The following is a 15,348-nucleotide window of genomic DNA, read 5'->3' as shown; positions in this document are numbered from 1 at the left end:
CGCCTACGGGTCGGGGTGCCGTTAATGCCCTGCCGGAGGGGTGATTGTCACAGCGGGAACGGGAACGATGCCGTGCCGCGGGGAGTTGACCTGGTACGGGAAAGCGGGGCGGAGAAGCGCCCGCGGCGCCTTGCGCCGGTCCCGGCGGCAGCGCGGTATTTCCGTTTCGCCCCGATACGCTCGCTGCTGTGACGACCACCGAGCAAGCCAGGCGCCGCCCGGCCACCCGCCGGCCGAGCCGCCGCCCGCCCATGGCGCCGATCCTGCTGACCGTGGTCCTCGGTGCGGTGTCCATGGCCACCCCCAGGGACTTCGCCTTCAGCCGGCTGCTGCCGGCCGCGCCCGCCCTCGCCGCCTCGATGTGGTCCGTCACCGCGACCGTGGCACTCGGGGTGCTGGCCTTGGCCGTGGTGGTCACCATCGACATCTCCTCCCACCAGCCGCCCAGCATCTTCACCGGAGCCGCCATCGCCGCCGTCACCGCCGCGGCCGGCTACGCCAGCCACATCCGGCTGCAGCGCGAACGCGCCCTGCTCCAGGTCCGCTCGGTCGCCGATGCCGCCCAGTCGGTGGTGCTGCGGCCCGTGCCGCGGCGGATCTGCGGGATGGCCGTCGAGACGCTGTACGTCGCCGCGGCCGCGCAGGCCAGGATCGGCGGCGACCTCTACGAGGTGGTCGACACGCAGTACGGCGTCCGGCTGCTGATCGGCGACGTCCGGGGCAAGGGCCTGTCGGCCGTCGGCGTGGCCGGCGCCGTGGTCAACTCCTTCCGCGAGGCGGCCTACGACGAACCGGGCCTCGCCGGGCTGGCGCGGCGGCTGGAGACCAGCATGGTCCGCTACAGCGCGTCCTTCCCCTCCGACGAGGCCACCGAGCGGTTCGCCACCGTGGTGCTGGCCCAGATCCCCCGCGGCGGCGGCGAGGCGACCGTGCTCAACTGCGGCCACCCGGCGCCGATCGTGACGCGGGGTGCGGAGGTCCGCGCGCTGGAGCCGTCCGCCGTCTCGCCGCCGCTGAACATGGCAGGGCTGATCGGCGGCGACTACACGGTCGACACCGTCCTGCTGGCCCCCGGTGACCAGCTGCTCCTGTACACCGACGGCGTCACCGAGACGCGCAACCGGGCGGGCGCCTTCTTCCCGCTGCTGGACTGGCTGCGCGAGCAGGACCCGGCGCCCCCGCGCCGGCTGCTCGACCTGCTGCACGAGCGGCTGCTGCGCTTCAGCGGGGGCGGCCTCGACGACGACATCGCGGCACTGGTCGTCCAGGTCGGAACGGGCGGCGACGATGTCGTGGGACCCGATATGGTAAGTCGGGCTTAACAGTTACCCTGAGGGCATGACCGAGGACCTCGACGCCGGTCGGGCGGCGGAAGCCCTGATCTCCAGCCTGCGGCTGCTGGTCCGGCGGGTGCGCCAGGTGCAGGTGGACGGCGAATTGACCCTCCCGGAGACCTCGGCGCTCTCCCGGCTCGACCGCGGCGGCCCCGCCACGTCCAGCACGCTGGCCAAGCAGGAGCAGATCAGCCCGCAGTCGATGGGTGCCACCCTCGGCCGGCTCGAAGCCCGCGGCCTGGTCGAGCGGCGCTCCGACCCGGACGACGGCCGCCGGGTGGTCCTGTCGGTCACCGCGTCCGGCCTGGAAATGCTCCGCAACCGGCGCAACGCCAGGACCCAGCGGCTCGCCGACGCCCTCGCCACCCGCTTCACCAGGGCCGAGCTGGAGCAGCTGATGGCCGCCGAGCCGCTGATCGAACGGCTCGCCCAGAGCCTGTGACGGCGATCGGCCCCGGGGCCGGCGGACGCGTGCGCCGGTGCCGGGAGCCGTGGCCCCGGGCCCCGCGGGCGGACGGCCGGCCCCTGGTGTCCGCGCGGACCCGCGCCTGGCGAGGGATGCTGGAAGGAGCCGATACCGGGAGGCATGCGACATGCCGAACATGGGAGTCGCCATCGTGCGGCAGTACGAGCGCGGGGTGGTGTTCCGGCTCGGCCGGCTGCGCGGGGTGCGCAGGCCGGGCTTCCACTTCATGATCCCGTTCTCCGACCGGATGTGGAAGGTCAGCCTGCGCACGGTCACCATGCCGGTGCCGTCACAGCAGGTGATCACGCAGGACAACGTGTCGATCGGGGTGGCCGCGGTCGCCTACTTCCGCAGGGTGGACGCGGTCAAGGCGATCGTGGAGATCGAGAACGTCGCCCAGGCGGTCGGCCAGATCGCCCAGACCACGGTCCGCAACATCGTCGGCCGCTCGCTCCTCGACCAGGTGCTCACCGACACCCAGACGCTCAACCTGGCGATCCGGGAGATCCTGGACAACATCACCCAGCAGTGGGGCGTGCAGGTCTTCCTCGTCGAGCTCAAGGACATCGAGCTCCCGACGTCCATGCAGCGCGCGATGGCCCGTCAGGCGGAGGCCGAGCGGGAGAAGCGCGCCAAGATCATCGCCGCCGAGGGCGAGGCGCTGAGCGCCGGCCGGCTCGCGGAGGCCGCGGACGTCATCGCCGACCACCCGATCGCCCTCCAGCTGCGGAATCTGCAGATCCTGGCCGAGATCGCGGCGGAGAAGAACAGCACCATCGTCTTCCCCGCCCAGCTGCTCGACAGCGCGAAGGCCGTCACCCGGTTCGTCGAGGACCAGGGCCGCGGCCCCGTGGACCGGGACACCGCGGTCCCGCGGATCGACCCCCCGAGCGGGCCCCGGGCCGTCGACAGCCCGCCCGGCCGGGAGGACCCGCCGGAGATCGACGCGGGAAACTGACACCCCCACCGCCCCGCACCCGGTGGCGAGCCCCCGGCGGCCGGTGTCCGGTTGCCGTACCCGGCGGGCGCGGCGTCAATGGAGGGGCGGCCCGGTCCGCGGTCGTGCACGCGCACCGCACGGACTCGCGGAGGTTCTGCCATCGACATGCTCCATGTCCGGGTGGTGAGCCCGCTGGACCTCACGGAACGCACCATGGCCCTGCTCGGCGCGGAGCCCTGCGTGCTGGACCTGCTCCTCCAGCCGGGCAGCGCACGCAATCCCGACGGCGACGCGATCGCCTTCGACGTGCTGACCGGCGCCGCCAACGAGGTGCTGCGCGGGCTCCGGGACCTCGGCCTCGACCGCCGCGGGTCCATCGTCCTCGACCCGGTCGACACCGCCTTCTGCGAGCGTGCCGCACGGGTCCGCGCGGAGGTGCTCGGGCCGCGGCCGCGCCCGCCGGTGTGGGACCAGGTGGAGGCCCGCATCGGGGCCGAGGGCCGATACCCCCCGAGCTTCCACCTCCTGCTGGTCGCCGCCGGGATGATCGGCGCCGTGGGCATCCTCACCAACTCGCAGATCCTCATCGTCGCGGCCATGGTGGTCGGACCCGAGTACGGGGCCATCACCAGCGTCGCGCTCGGCATCGACCGCCACTCGGGTACCAGGGTCCGCCAGGGCCTGGCGGCCCTGGCCGCCGGCTTCACGGCGGCCGTCGCGGTGACCCTCCTGTTCAGCCTGGTGGTGCGGGGCCTCGGGCTCCAGCCCGAGGCCTTCGACCGGGGGATCAGACCCGTGTCCAACCTGATCAACACCCCGAACTTCTTCTCCGTCGTGGTCGCGGTGCTGGCCGGCGTCATCGGCATCGTCTCGCTGACCGAGGCCAGGACCAGCGCCCTGCTCGGCGTCTTCATCTCCGTCACCACCATCCCCGCGGCAGCCGACATCGGGGTCTCCTGCGCCTTCGCCAGCTGGTCGGAGGCCCGCGGCTCGCTCTTCCAGCTGCTGCTCAACGTCGTCGTGCTGGTCGTGGTCGGCACCGCCACCCTCAAGTGCCAGCGCGCGATCTGGCGCTCCGTCGGCACCGGCCGCCCGGCCCCGGTGCGCGGCCGGTGAAGACCTTCCGCCGCGGGTGGCGGCTCACCGCCCGGCCGCGGACGCAGCAGCCCTGTCCCCGCCGCAGGGGCCCAGCAGTACGGCGAGGTCGCCAGGCCGGGGCAGCGGCCGGTCGGCCTCCGTGACCGGGAGCAGTCGCCCGTCGGCCCTGACGAGGAACAGCAGCCGGTGCCCTGCGGGAATCCCCGCGTCGGCCGCCGCGGTCACGATCCGCGCCCCGCCCCGGTACCTGCGCTCCAGCTCGGACCTGTCGAGGTCCTTGCCGAAGAGCGCCGCACCACCGGTGTACGGGGCGACCACGCCGTGCCGGCTGCTCGGCGCCCCGAGCCGGTGGACCGGGCCCTCGATGCCTCCGCGCAGGGTCATCGCCGCCAGCGCGTTGAAGTCGTCCTCCGCGGTCAGCAGCAGCACTCCGGTGATCCCCTCGAGTTCCGCGCCGGCGCCGGTGGCGTCCGCGAGCAGCTCGCCGGGTGCCAGCTCGAGCCCGGCCCGCGTGATCCGCTCACGCTCCCGGTCCACGCCCGCCCACATGAGCACGTCGAGCCCGGCGGAGCTCAGCGCACGGCCCAGGTCGACCACCCAGTCGGCGCCCCCGACCAGCAGCGGGCGCGACCTGGCCGTACGCAGCACCCGCAGCCATCGGGCCACCGGAAGCGCGGTCAGCCCGTACAGCGTGACGGTGGAGACGATCACCACGAAGGTCGCCGGGAGGATCCTGGCGGCCCCGCCGACGCCCTGTGCGACCAGGGCAGCGGAGAAGGTCGAGGCGGTGGACGCGGCCACGATGCCCCGGGGCGCCATCCAGCCCACGAACGCCCTCTCCCGCCGGGGGAGATCCGTGCGGAAGGTGGCGAGCGCGGCGACCAGCGGTCTGACGGCGAGGACGAGGAAGGCGACCAGGCCGAGCGCCGGCAGCACCACGTGCCGCAGCGACTGCGGAGTGACCGTCGCCGAGATCGAGACGAAGAGCAGCCCGATGACCAGCGACACGAGTGTCTCGAAGAACGGCCGGCGGGCCGGCAGGTCCAGCCCCGGCAGATTCGCCAGCGCCACCCCCATGGCGACGGCCGCGATCAGGCCCGTGTCGTCGCGGACCACGTCGCAGGCCGCGGCCAGCCCGACCACCACCCCCAGCTGCACCGTCGTGCCCAGCACCTCGTCGGGCCGCAGCCGGCGCAGGATCAGCCACAGCGCCGCCGTGCCCACGGCGCCGCCCGCGAGGCCGATCCCGGTGCTCGCCGCGAACTGCCCCACCCGCGCCGCCACCCCCCGGTGGTCGGCGGCGAGTACGGCATGGAAGACCAGCGCGCCGAGGACGGCGCCGACCGGGTCGATCAGCGTGCCCTCCCAGACCAGGATGCGCTGCAACCGCTCCCTGGGCCCCACGAAGTTCAGCAGCGGCCCGACGACAGTCGGTCCCGAGACCACGAGGACGGCACCGAGCATCACCGCCGACCGCTTCGACATGCCCAGCAGCGGCACCGCGAGCAGCGCCGTCGCCGCCCAGGTGACCAGCACGCCCACCCAGATCAGCCGGACCACCACGCGGCGGGGGTGCCCGCGCAGCCGCCGCACGTCGAGGCCGAGGCCCGCGTCGTAGAGGACCACCGCGACCGCGAGCGAGACCATCGGCGCGAAGGCGTCGCCGAGCAGCCGCACCGGATCGACGTCGTCCGTCAGCGCGCCCGCGGCGAACCCGACGGGCAGCAGCACCAGCAGGGCCGGGACGCGCAGCCGGCTCGCCAGCAGCTGCGAGCCGACGGCCAGGGCCACGGTCAGCCCGAGGCCGGCGAACACCTGGTCCTGCGTCACGTTCTGTGCCCTCCAGGCGCCGCCTCCGGCGGGCGCGGCGCAGGCCCGCGCCGGTCGTCGGGCGCACCCCGGTCCGGCGACTCAACCACGCCCGCTGCCGGCCGCCGCGGGGCGACGCGCGGGCACCGTCCCCCGCGGCCCCCGTATCCGCCGGACGGCCCAAACGCTCCCGCGCCGGCGGCCCACCCGCGGGACCTCGCCGACCGGTACCGCCGTTCCTGCGCGGGGGCGGCGGCGGTGGCGCCCCCGCGCAGGGACGGTCACAGCGCCCGCAGGATGTCCTCCACCCGCTCCTTGGCGTCGCCGAAGAGCATCTGGCTGTTCTCGCGGAAGAACAACGGGTTCTGGACCCCGGCGTAACCGGGGTTCATCGACCGCTTGAAGACGACGACGCTCTCCGCGTCCCACACCCGCAGCACCGGCATGCCGGCGATCGGGCTGCCCGGGTCGTCGATCGCCGCCGGGTTGACGGTGTCGTTCGCGCCGATGACCAGGACCACCGTGGTGGCGGCGAGATCGTCGTTGATCTCGTCCATCTCCAGCACGATGTCGTACGGCACCTTCGCCTCGGCCAGCAGCACGTTCATGTGGCCGGGCAGCCGGCCCGCGACGGGGTGGATGCCGAAGCGCACGTCCACCCCGCGCTCGCGCAGCCTGCGGGTCAGATCGGCCACCGGGTACTGGGCCTGCGCCACCGCCATGCCGTAGCCGGGGGTGATGACGACCGATGTGGCGTCCCGCAGCAGCTTCGCGGTGTCCTCGGCATTGATCTCCCGGTGGTCCCCGTACTCCGTGGTGTCGGCGGGACCGGTCTCGATGCCGAAACCGCCCGCGATCACCGAAAGGAAGGACCGGTTCATCGCGGTGCACATGATGTACGACAGATACGCGCCCGAGGAGCCGACCAGCGCACCGGTCACGATCAGCAGGTTGTTGTCGAGCAGGAAGCCCGACGCGGCCGCCGCCCAGCCGGAGTAGCTGTTCAGCATCGAGACGACGACCGGCATGTCGCCGCCGCCGATCGACGCGACCAGGTGCAGGCCGAGCGCGAGCGCCACCGCGGTCACCGCGATCAGCAGCCACAGGTGCGGTGACACCACGAAGGCGACGGTCAGCGCGACGAAGGCGGCGAGCCCGCCCATGTTGATCGCGTTGCGGCCGGGCAGCATCAGCGGGCTCGACTTGATCCGCGCCGACAGCTTGAGGAAGGCGATGATCGACCCGGTGAAGGTCACCGCCCCGATGAAGACGCCGATGAAGACCTCGGCGTGGTGGATGCGCAGCAGGTCCGAGGCGATCTCGTGCTGCGCCGCCCCCTTGGCCTCGACGTCGAGGTAGCCGTTCCAGCCGACGAGGACCGCGGCCAGGCCGACGAAGCTGTGGAGTATCGCGATGAGTTCCGGCATGCCGGTCATCTCCACCCGGCGGGCCCGCCACAGGCCGATCCCGGCGCCGATCACCATGGCCGGCACCAGCAGCCCGATCCCGGTCGCGGCGATGCTGCGCGATGCCAGACCGATGGTCGCCGCCAGCGCGATGGCCATGCCGCCGATGCCGTAGGCGACTCCGGAGCGCGAGGTCTCGTGCCGGGACAGCCCGGCAAGGGAGAGGATGAACAGCAGGGCGGCGACAACGTAGGCCGCCTGTGCGGCAGTCGATGCAGTCATTGTCGCTCAGTCCTTCGCGAACATGCCGAGCATGCGCCGGGTCACGGCGAAGCCGCCGAAGATGTTGATGGACGCCAGCAGTACCGCCGCGAAGGACAGCACCGTCACGGCGGTGTGCGCGTGCCCGATCTGGAGCATCGCACCGACCACGATGATGCCCGAGATCGCGTTGGTCACGGACATCAGCGGTGTGTGCAGGGCGTGGTGGACATGGCCGATCACGTAGTAGCCGATGACGATCGCCAGGACGAAGACCGTCAGGTTGCCGATCAGCTGCTCTGGCGCGAAGGCCGTCACCAGGAACAGCACCGCCGCTCCCAGACCCACCAGCGCGTAGGTGCGGCCCGGCGAGGCCGCCTTGCGCGCCGTCGGGACGACAGGCGCGGCCGGGGCGGCCGCCGCCCCGGCCGCCGGTGCGGCGGACACCTGGACCGGCGGTGGCGGCCAGGTTTTCTCCCCGTCCCGCACCACCGTCACCGAGCGCTGCACCACGTCGTCGAAGTCCAGCGTCAACTGCCCGTCCTTGCCGGGGGTCAGCAGCTTCAGCAGGTTCACCAGGTTGGTGCCGTACATCTGCGAGGCCTGCGCGGGGAGCCGGGCCGCCAGATCGGTGTAGCCGATGATCGACACCTGGTTGGCGGTGACGACCACCTCGCCGGCGACCGTGCCCGCCACGTTGCCGCCCTGCGCCGCCGCCATGTCGACGATCACGCTGCCGGGGCGCATGCTCGCCACCATCTCCTCGGTGATCAGCAGCGGCGCCTGCCTGCCCGGGATCAGGGCGGTGGTGATGATGATGTCCACCTCGGGGGCCTGCCGCGCGTACAGTGCGGCGGCGCGGGTGTTGTAGTCGTCCGACATCTCCTTGGCGTAACCGGTGGCGCTCACCTCCGCCTCCGCCGACTCCACCGACAGGTACTCCCCGCCCAGCGACTTGACCTGGTCGGCGACCTCGGGCCGCGGGTCGGTCGCCCGCACGATCGCGCCCAGGCTGCCGGCCGCGCCGATCGCCGCGAGCCCGGCCACCCCGGCGCCCGCGACCAGGACCTTCGCCGGCGGCACCTTGCCCGCAGCGGTGACCTGGCCGGTGAAGAAGCGCCCGAAGGCGTGCGCGGCCTCCACCACCGCCCGGTAGCCGGCGATGTTGGCCATCGAGCTGAGCACGTCGAGCGACTGGGCCCGGGAGATCCGCGGCACCGCGTCCATCGCGAGCGCGGTCACCGGGCGTTGCGCGAGCGCGTCGAGCAGGTCGGGATTGTGCGCCGGGCCGAGCAGCGAGATCAGTGTCGAGCCGTCCCGCAGCAGCGCGATCTCCTCCGCTGAGGGGGCGTTGACCGCCAGGACGACATCGGCGCCCCACACTTCCGTACGGCTCCCGATGCCGGCTCCAGCGTCCCTGTAGGCATCGTCGGCCAGGCTTGCACCGAGACCCGCGCCGGCCTCCACCACCACCTGGTAGCCGAGGTCACGCAGTTGGGCTACCGTCAACGCGGTGGCCGCCACCCGCGTCTCCCCGGCCCGTGACTCTGCCACGACGCCCACTCGTTGCCCTGACTGACTCATCATGGGTCCTCTCTGGTCGGCGAACCACCTCGGATGAGGCAATGACTACCGGGAAGGTAGCCGCAGTTCGCAAGGACCGGGGCCACGAACCGGGCACAGTCGGCGCGCCGCCGCTTCCGGCTGCCCGAAAACCACCCGCGCGTCCCGCTGTGCCCCGGCTGCCAAGGTGGCGGTCGGTGCGGGAACGGGGCGTGTGCTTCGTCATAATCGCCGGGTCGGACGTGGGAGGGGTCGCGTGGAGTGGATCGGCGGTCACCGCGTCGAGCGCAAGCTCGGCGAGGGCGGGATGGGGACGGTGTGGCTTGCCCGCTCGCGCGGCGGGCGGCTGGTGGCGGTGAAGGTCGTCAGGCCGGAGTTGGCCGCGGATCCGGGATTCAGGGCGCGGTTTCGCGGGGAGGTCGCGGCGGCCCGCAGGGTCGGGGGGTTCCACACCGCACAGGTGGTCGACGCCGACCCCGACGCCCCGGCGCCGTGGCTGGCGACCGCGTACGTGCCGGGACCGACGCTGGCAGGGCTGCTGGCCGCCGAGGGGCCGATGGACGAGCCGCGGCTGAGCGGTCTCGGGGCCGCGCTCGCCGAGGCGCTCCAGGCGATCCACCGCTGCGGCCTGGTGCACAGGGACCTGAAGCCGGGCAACATCGTCATGGCCGAAGACGGCCCCCGCGTACTGGACTTCGGGATCGCCCGCGCGATGGAGGACGCCCGGCTCACCGCCACGGGCACGGCCTTCGGCACGCCCGGGTTCCTCGCGCCCGAGCAGGCCGAGGGACTGGATGTCGGTCCCGCCGCGGACGTCTTCGCGCTCGGGGCGGTGCTGGTCGCGGCGTCCGGCGGCAGCGCCTTCGGCGGCGGCACACCGGTGGCGCTCGTCTACCGCTCGGTGCACCACGAGGCCGACGTGTCCGCCGTGCCGGAGCGACTGCGGCCGCTGGTCGCCGCCTGTCTGGACAAGTCCCCTGGGCGCAGGCCGACCACCGGGCAGCTCCTCGACGAGCTCAGCCCGCTGCACGACGGCCCCGCGTCGTCCGGGCCCGCGGGAACGTCGTACGACCTCGCGCCGCCGAGGCCGCGGGGGCCTCGGGAGGCGGCAGGGCCGTCCGTGCCGGCGGCGCCCGTGCCCGCCGTGCCTGAGGTGCCGGCGGCGCCCGTGCCCGCCGTGCCTGAGGTGCCGGCGGCGCCCGTGCCCGCCGCGCCTGAGGTGCCCGTCGGGCCGTACGGGCGGGCCGCCGGGAACGAGCCGTACGCGCCGCGGGACGCACCCCCGCCCGCCGTGCCCGCGATGCCCGCCTACCCCCCTCCCGCGGCCGCCGCTGCGCCCGCCCTGCCGCCGTCGCCATATCTCCCCGGTGCCCCGATCCCGCCGCCGGGCGGGGCCTTCGCGGGGCCGCCCGAGCCCGAATTCCTGGCGATGGACCGCAGGAACGCGGTCGTCCTCGACCGGGCGGGCATCTCGCTCGGCAACAACGGCCGGGTCGCGGAGATCCCCTGGCCCGCGGTCGACGTCGCCTGGTGCGAGAAGGGGCGGGGCCGCGGCCATGTCCTCGTCGTGGCCCTCGCCCTCCGCGACGGCACCCTCCACTCCTGCGAGGTCACCACCCGCAGGCCCGCGGAACTCGACGCCTGGATGGCCGGGTTCGACGCGACCCTGGCGTACTACAGCCCCGAGGAGTGACGGCGGGCACCGAGGGGGCCCGGCGGCACGGACTCGGCACGTGCGGGTGGAAAACCGCCTGCGCGCCCTGCCGCCGCCCTGCTAGCGTCCGCGGCATGAGACGCCGAGGACTGACGACGACGCCGGAGTACGTCCCGGCGCGCTGACCGATGTCCGTGAGCGAAGCCCCGGGGCGGGTGCCCCGGGGCTTCGCCGTGTGGTCACCCGCCCCGCCGTCCGCGAGGAGACCACCATGCACGACCACCGCAGGCTCGGCCGCGAGCTCTCCCTGTTCGACACCGACCCGCTCGTCGGCGCCGGGCTGCCTTACTGGCTGCCCGCGGGCGCGGCGGTGCGGCACGCGCTGGAGGAGTACATCCGCGACGCCGAACGCCGCGCCGGCTACCGGCACGTGTACTCGCCCGTGCTGGGCAAACGGGAGCTCTACGAGATCTCGGGGCACTGGTCGCACTACAGCGACGACATGTTCCCGCCCATGGACGTCGGCGGCGAGCAGTTCGTCCTGCGCCCCAGCCTGTGTCCGCACCACGCGCTGATCTACCGCCGCCGTGCCCGCAGCCACCGCGAACTCCCGCTGCGGATCGCCGAACTCGGCGGGATGTACCGCTCCGAGCTGTCCGGCGTGCTCGGCGGCCTGACCCGGGTACGGGCGATCCAGCTCAACGACGCCCACATCTTCTGCACCCTCGACCAGGTCGCCGAAGAGGCGCGGGCCGCGCTGGCCATGATCGGGCGTGCCTACGCGGCGCTCGGGATCGTGGCCGCACGTCACCGCCTGTCGCTGGCGGGCCCCGGCGGGAAGTACGCCGGCGGCGAGGACAGCTGGCGGCGGGCCGCCGCGCTGCTCACCGACGCGCTGGAGGCCTCAGGTCTCGACTACGAGGTGGCGCCGGGCGAGGCCGCGTTCTACGGTCCCAAGATCGACATCCAGGTCGCGGACGCGGCCGGCCGGGAGAGCACCCTGTCCACCGTCCAGGTCGACTTCCACCAGCCCGAGCGGTTCGGCCTCGAATACGTCGGCCCCGGCGGGGCGAAGCACCGCCCGGTGATGGTCCACCGCAGCATCGTCGGCAGCGTGGAGCGGGCCGTGGCCCAGGTCATCGAGCAGCACGGCGGTGCCTTCCCCGGCTGGCTCGCCCCGGTGCAGCTGGTGCTTCAGCCGCTCACCGAGGCCGAAGCGCCCCATGCCGCCGCGCTGCTGGAAGTCTGCCTCGACCAGGGCCTTCGCGCCGAGGCCGCCGACCCGGCGGACGGCACCCTCGGCGCCAGGATCAGAGCCGCCCGCCTCGCCCCCTACCAGGCCGTGCTCGGCCCCCGCGAGGCAGCCGCAGGCGACCTCGCGCTCCGGCTGCGGGACGGACGCCGCCTCGGACCGCTGCCGGCGGCGGAGGCGGTGCGAAGGATCGCGGCCCGACTGCGCACCCGCGACGCGGACCTGTGGGACGACGGGAGCGGCGCGGCCTGACATGCCAGGCGCCTGCGGTGCCCCGAGGCCCGCGGCGCCGGCCCCGCGGGCTACCGTCGGGGCATGGACGCCGACCGCCGGCCGAGCCCCGGCGAGATCGAGGAGTGCTTCGCCGCGCTCGTCGAGGGGCGGCTGACCAGGGACGAGGCCGACCGCTGGGCCGCACGATGGGTGGACGACGACGCCCTGTCCTGGGACGACCTCTCGTGGTGGGCGCTGAACCTCCTGCACGGAATCGACCTGCCCGCGGACCAGTACGGCGGCTACCTGCACGACGACGAGCAGATACGGGCGTGGCTCGCCGAACTGAGGAGCCGTCTGGCCGCAGGGGAGACGCAGGAACCGCCCGCGGGTCGCTGAGGGCCGTCCCGGGACGCGCTGCCGCCCGCGAGACGCCGGAGGCCGCGGCGGGTCATCGTGGCGGCGGCCGCACCGGGGGCGCCGACGGGCAGGGGACGGCCGGTCAGGCCGTGGCGTCGTCGTGCAGTGCCACGGCCCTGAGCGCGGCACGGAAGCCGGCCGCGTCGGGTGCGGTGAGCGGGGCCAGGAAGGCGCGCTCCGCCGCGTCGCTCGCCGCGGTCGCATCCCGGAGGGTCTGGGTGCCCTTCGCGGTGAGGACGACGACATTGCGGCGGCGGTCGTCGGGGTCGGGGCGGCGTGCCACCAGGCCCTTGCCCTCCAGGGTGTCGAGGAAGGCGACCATCGTCGTCCGGTCCACGCCGAGCCGGCCCGCGGCCTGCTGCTGCGAGGCCGCCTCCTGCGCGGCGAGCACGAGCAGCACCGCCAGTTCGCGCCCGCTGATGCCGAACGGCGCGAGCGCCTGCGCGCTCAGCTCGGCGAGCCGCAGCTGCGCGTGCTTCAGGAGATGGCCGAGCCGGCCGCTCAGCTCCGGCGGTGTGTTGGACACCAGGGGATTCTACAGCTAGCGTGAACGTCAGTAGAGCTGACGTTCTTCATGCCTGACGATCAGGTCGACGACGCGATTGCGCATGCCGCCGACCGGACGCACCGACCCAGCAACGGAGTACTTCGGATGATCCTCATCACCGGCGGCCTGGGCTTCATCGGCACGCACACGGCACGCGCACTGCTCGACCTCGGCGAGTCGTGCGTACTGCTCCAGCGGCGTGCCGTCACCGAAATGCCCGCGGCCCTCGCCGCCGAGCACGGCACCCGGCTCTTCGTGGAGCAGGCCGACCTCGCCGACCGGGACCGGGTGAGGGGGATCGGCGCCCGGCACCGCGTCACCGGCATCGTCCACCTCGCCGGGTCCGTGCCCTGGCCGCCCGGCGGGGCCGACCCGGTGGACGCGGCCGGCGCGGCGCTCGACAGCCTGCTCACCGTCGTGCGGGCGGCGGCCGAGTGGAAGGTCGCCCGGGTCGTCGTCGCCAGCACCATCGGCGTCTACGCCGGGGCCGCAGGGGATGCGGGCACACGGCTCGGGGAGGACCTGCCGCTGCCGATGACGACCGGTCATGTCATCCCGGCGTTCAAGAAGATCGGCGAACTGCTCACCGACCATCTCACCGCGGCCACCGGAGTGGAGCTGGTCAACGCCCGCATATCCGCGGTCTGGGGGCCACTGGGCCGCCCTGCGTCGGTGTTCTTCGCCGCCCCGCAACTCGTCCACGCCGCCGCCCGCGGCGTCGCCCCCGACCTGTCGGCGCTGTACACGCCCGCGTACGCCGACCAGGGCACCGACCTGATCTACGCCAGGGACTGCGGTCGGGCCCTGGCACTGCTCCAGCTGGCGCCGGCGCTCGGGCACCGCACCTACAACGTCGCCTCGGGCCGCGTGACCACCAACGCCGACATCCTTGCGGCCCTGTCCGCGCACGCGCCCGCCGCCCCCATCGGCCTTCCGCCGGGCCGCGCCCCGCATGCCCCCGCCGACATCTGCCTGGACATCACCCGCCTGCGGCAGGACACCGGGTACGCCCCCGCGTACGACACCGCACGTGCCGTCGCCGACTACCTCGGCTGGCTCGGCGCGGGCAACGCGCGCTGACCGCGGCTCAGCCGCCGAGCCTGCCCAGGGCCGCGACCGTCAGGGCCTCCACGCCGGTGGTCAGGGTGGGCTGGACGACCGGGGCGAAGCCGGGGGAGTGGTTGCTCGGCAACTGGTCGTGCGTGCCCTCCCGGAAGGCCGCCAGCACGCTCGCGGCATCGGGGCCGCCCCAGAACCAGAAGACCGTGGGCACCCCCGCCGCCTCGCCGAACAGGCCGACGTCCTCGCTCGCCGCGATCGGCGGCAGCGGCAGCATCCGCTCCTGCCCGAAGTGGGCCGCCAGGTCCGCGAGCACCGCCCTTGTCGCGTCCCCATCGTTGACCAGGACCGGCGCCGCCTCCTTCCAGGTGATCACCGGCGGCCGGGGCGCCCCGCTGACCGCCGCCTCGCCGTTGACGATCCGCTCGACCGCGTCCCTCACCAGCCGGCGCACCTGCGGGGTGTACGAGCGCACGCTGATGCCCAGCTGCGCGGTGTCCGGGATGATGTTCTCCTTCGTCCCGGCCTGCAGCCGCCCCACCGTCACCACCGCGGTCTCCGCCGCCGGCACCTCCCGCGCCACGATGCCCTGCAGGCGGACCACGACCGATGCGGCCATCAGCACCGGGTCCACGGTCGCCTCGGGCCGCGACCCGTGGCCGCCGCGCCCGAAGAGCTCGATGTCCGCGAAGTCGGCCGCGGCCATCACGGCGCCCTCGCGGTACCCGATCATCCCGGCCGGCAGCGGCCCGACGTGCTGGCCGAGCACGATGCCGGGCCGCGGGAAGCGCTCGAAGAGGCCGTCCTCGATCATCGCCCGCGCGCCCGCCACCAGTTCCTCGGCCGGCTGGAAGACCGCGAGCACGGTCCCCGACCAGCGCTGGCGCATCCTGGCGAGCAGGGCCGCCGCCCCGGCCAGGCAGGCCACGTGCATGTCGTGGCCGCAGGCGTGCGCGACCGGCACGCTCGCGCCGTCGGCGCCCACCGCGTGGACCTCGGAGGCGTAGGGCAGCCCGGTCTCCTCGCGCACCGGCAGCGCGTCCATGTCCGCGCGCAGCATCACCACGGGCCCCTCGCCGTTGCGCAGCACGCCGACCACGCCGGTGCCCCCGACGCCCTCGGTCACCTCGTAGCCCGCGGCGGTCAGCGCCTGCGCGGCCTTCGCCGCGGTGCGGTGCTCCTGCCCTGAAAGTTCGGGATGGCGGTGCAGATCCTCGTACAGCGCCTCGAGCCCCGGCAGGAGTTCGGTCTGCCACGTGTCGTCGGTCAGCGCCATCGGGTCACCTTCCACTGTCAGGTCCCACCGCTCGGGGCCGTGCGTGCGGA

At 74.0% G+C, this 15,348-nt stretch carries 13 protein-coding genes; 8 read left to right on the top strand and 5 right to left on the bottom strand.

Translation table 11 applies throughout. The features are described from left to right. The first annotated feature begins 188 nt into the window (after nucleotides 1-188). From ACGFMP_RS28860 to ACGFMP_RS28845, 4 genes are all read left to right on the top strand, one after another. Nucleotides 189-1,322 (top strand): PP2C family protein-serine/threonine phosphatase, encoded by a 1,134-nt coding sequence (locus ACGFMP_RS28860; protein ID WP_393675961.1) that lies wholly within the window; start codon nucleotides 189-191, stop codon nucleotides 1,320-1,322. Nucleotides 1,323-1,338: 16 nt separating this feature from the next. Beyond that, the gene (locus ACGFMP_RS28855) at nucleotides 1,339-1,776 is read left to right on the top strand and encodes a MarR family winged helix-turn-helix transcriptional regulator (RefSeq protein WP_393675960.1); all 438 of its coding nucleotides are present in this window, start codon (nucleotides 1,339-1,341) and stop codon (nucleotides 1,774-1,776) included. A gap of 151 nt (nucleotides 1,777-1,927) precedes the next feature. Beyond that, nucleotides 1,928-2,758: a slipin family protein gene (locus ACGFMP_RS28850; protein ID WP_393675959.1), complete on the top strand. Its 831-nt coding sequence runs from the start codon at nucleotides 1,928-1,930 to the stop codon at nucleotides 2,756-2,758. A 141-nt stretch (nucleotides 2,759-2,899) separates the two neighbouring features. Continuing rightward, a complete protein-coding gene (locus ACGFMP_RS28845) occupies nucleotides 2,900-3,856 on the top strand; it encodes a DUF389 domain-containing protein (protein WP_393676048.1) in 957 nt (318 codons plus the stop codon). A gap of 24 nt (nucleotides 3,857-3,880) precedes the next feature. Here the strand turns inward: ACGFMP_RS28845 and ACGFMP_RS28840 are convergent, their stop codons facing one another. The 3 genes from ACGFMP_RS28840 to ACGFMP_RS28830 all read right to left on the bottom strand — a co-directional run bounded on the left by ACGFMP_RS28840 (nucleotide 3,881) and on the right by ACGFMP_RS28830 (nucleotide 8,901). Continuing rightward, entirely contained in the window at nucleotides 3,881-5,668 is a 1,788-nt protein-coding gene (locus tag ACGFMP_RS28840) for a cation:proton antiporter (protein ID WP_393675958.1), read from the bottom strand. 260 nt (nucleotides 5,669-5,928) lie between these two features. Next, entirely contained in the window at nucleotides 5,929-7,335 is a 1,407-nt protein-coding gene (gene pntB, locus ACGFMP_RS28835; RefSeq protein ID WP_393675957.1) for a Re/Si-specific NAD(P)(+) transhydrogenase subunit beta, read from the bottom strand. A gap of 6 nt (nucleotides 7,336-7,341) precedes the next feature. Continuing rightward, nucleotides 7,342-8,901, bottom strand: coding sequence for a Re/Si-specific NAD(P)(+) transhydrogenase subunit alpha (locus ACGFMP_RS28830; RefSeq protein ID WP_393675956.1), 1,560 nt, complete (start codon nucleotides 8,899-8,901; stop codon nucleotides 7,342-7,344). A gap of 232 nt (nucleotides 8,902-9,133) precedes the next feature. Between ACGFMP_RS28830 and ACGFMP_RS28825 the strand changes: the two genes are divergently transcribed. The 3 genes from ACGFMP_RS28825 to ACGFMP_RS28815 all read left to right on the top strand — a co-directional run bounded on the left by ACGFMP_RS28825 (nucleotide 9,134) and on the right by ACGFMP_RS28815 (nucleotide 12,395). Beyond that, a complete protein-coding gene (locus ACGFMP_RS28825; RefSeq protein WP_393675955.1) occupies nucleotides 9,134-10,570 on the top strand; it encodes a serine/threonine-protein kinase in 1,437 nt (478 codons plus the stop codon). A gap of 196 nt (nucleotides 10,571-10,766) precedes the next feature. Further along, nucleotides 10,767-12,035 carry a threonine--tRNA ligase gene (gene thrS / locus ACGFMP_RS28820; protein WP_393675954.1) on the top strand — a complete coding sequence of 423 codons (1,269 nt, stop codon included), beginning with the start codon at nucleotides 10,767-10,769 and terminating at the stop codon, nucleotides 12,033-12,035. Between the two features lie 63 nt (nucleotides 12,036-12,098). Continuing rightward, on the top strand, nucleotides 12,099-12,395 hold the full coding sequence (locus ACGFMP_RS28815; RefSeq protein WP_393675953.1) for a hypothetical protein: 297 nt from the start codon (nucleotides 12,099-12,101) through the stop codon (nucleotides 12,393-12,395). A 103-nt stretch (nucleotides 12,396-12,498) separates the two neighbouring features. Here ACGFMP_RS28815 and ACGFMP_RS28810 read toward each other — a convergent pair whose 3' ends face one another. Continuing rightward, entirely contained in the window at nucleotides 12,499-12,942 is a 444-nt protein-coding gene (locus tag ACGFMP_RS28810) for a MarR family winged helix-turn-helix transcriptional regulator (RefSeq protein WP_393675952.1), read from the bottom strand. Between the two features lie 126 nt (nucleotides 12,943-13,068). Here ACGFMP_RS28810 and ACGFMP_RS28805 point away from each other — a divergent pair, with 126 nt between their 5' ends. Next, a complete protein-coding gene (locus ACGFMP_RS28805; protein ID WP_393675951.1) occupies nucleotides 13,069-14,043 on the top strand; it encodes an NAD-dependent epimerase/dehydratase family protein in 975 nt (324 codons plus the stop codon). A gap of 7 nt (nucleotides 14,044-14,050) precedes the next feature. Here the strand turns inward: ACGFMP_RS28805 and ACGFMP_RS28800 are convergent, their stop codons facing one another. Next, nucleotides 14,051-15,298 carry an amidohydrolase gene (locus tag ACGFMP_RS28800; RefSeq protein WP_393675950.1) on the bottom strand — a complete coding sequence of 416 codons (1,248 nt, stop codon included), beginning with the start codon at nucleotides 15,296-15,298 and terminating at the stop codon, nucleotides 14,051-14,053. Nucleotides 15,299-15,348: the final 50 nt, after the last annotated feature.

The sequence above is a fragment of the Streptomyces sp. NPDC049040 genome (genome assembly GCF_043197715.1).
Lineage (GTDB): Bacteria > Actinomycetota > Actinomycetes > Streptomycetales > Streptomycetaceae > Actinacidiphila.
The sequence above is the reverse complement of the archived record's forward strand: the minus strand, read 5'-3'. Positions and strand labels throughout refer to the sequence as shown.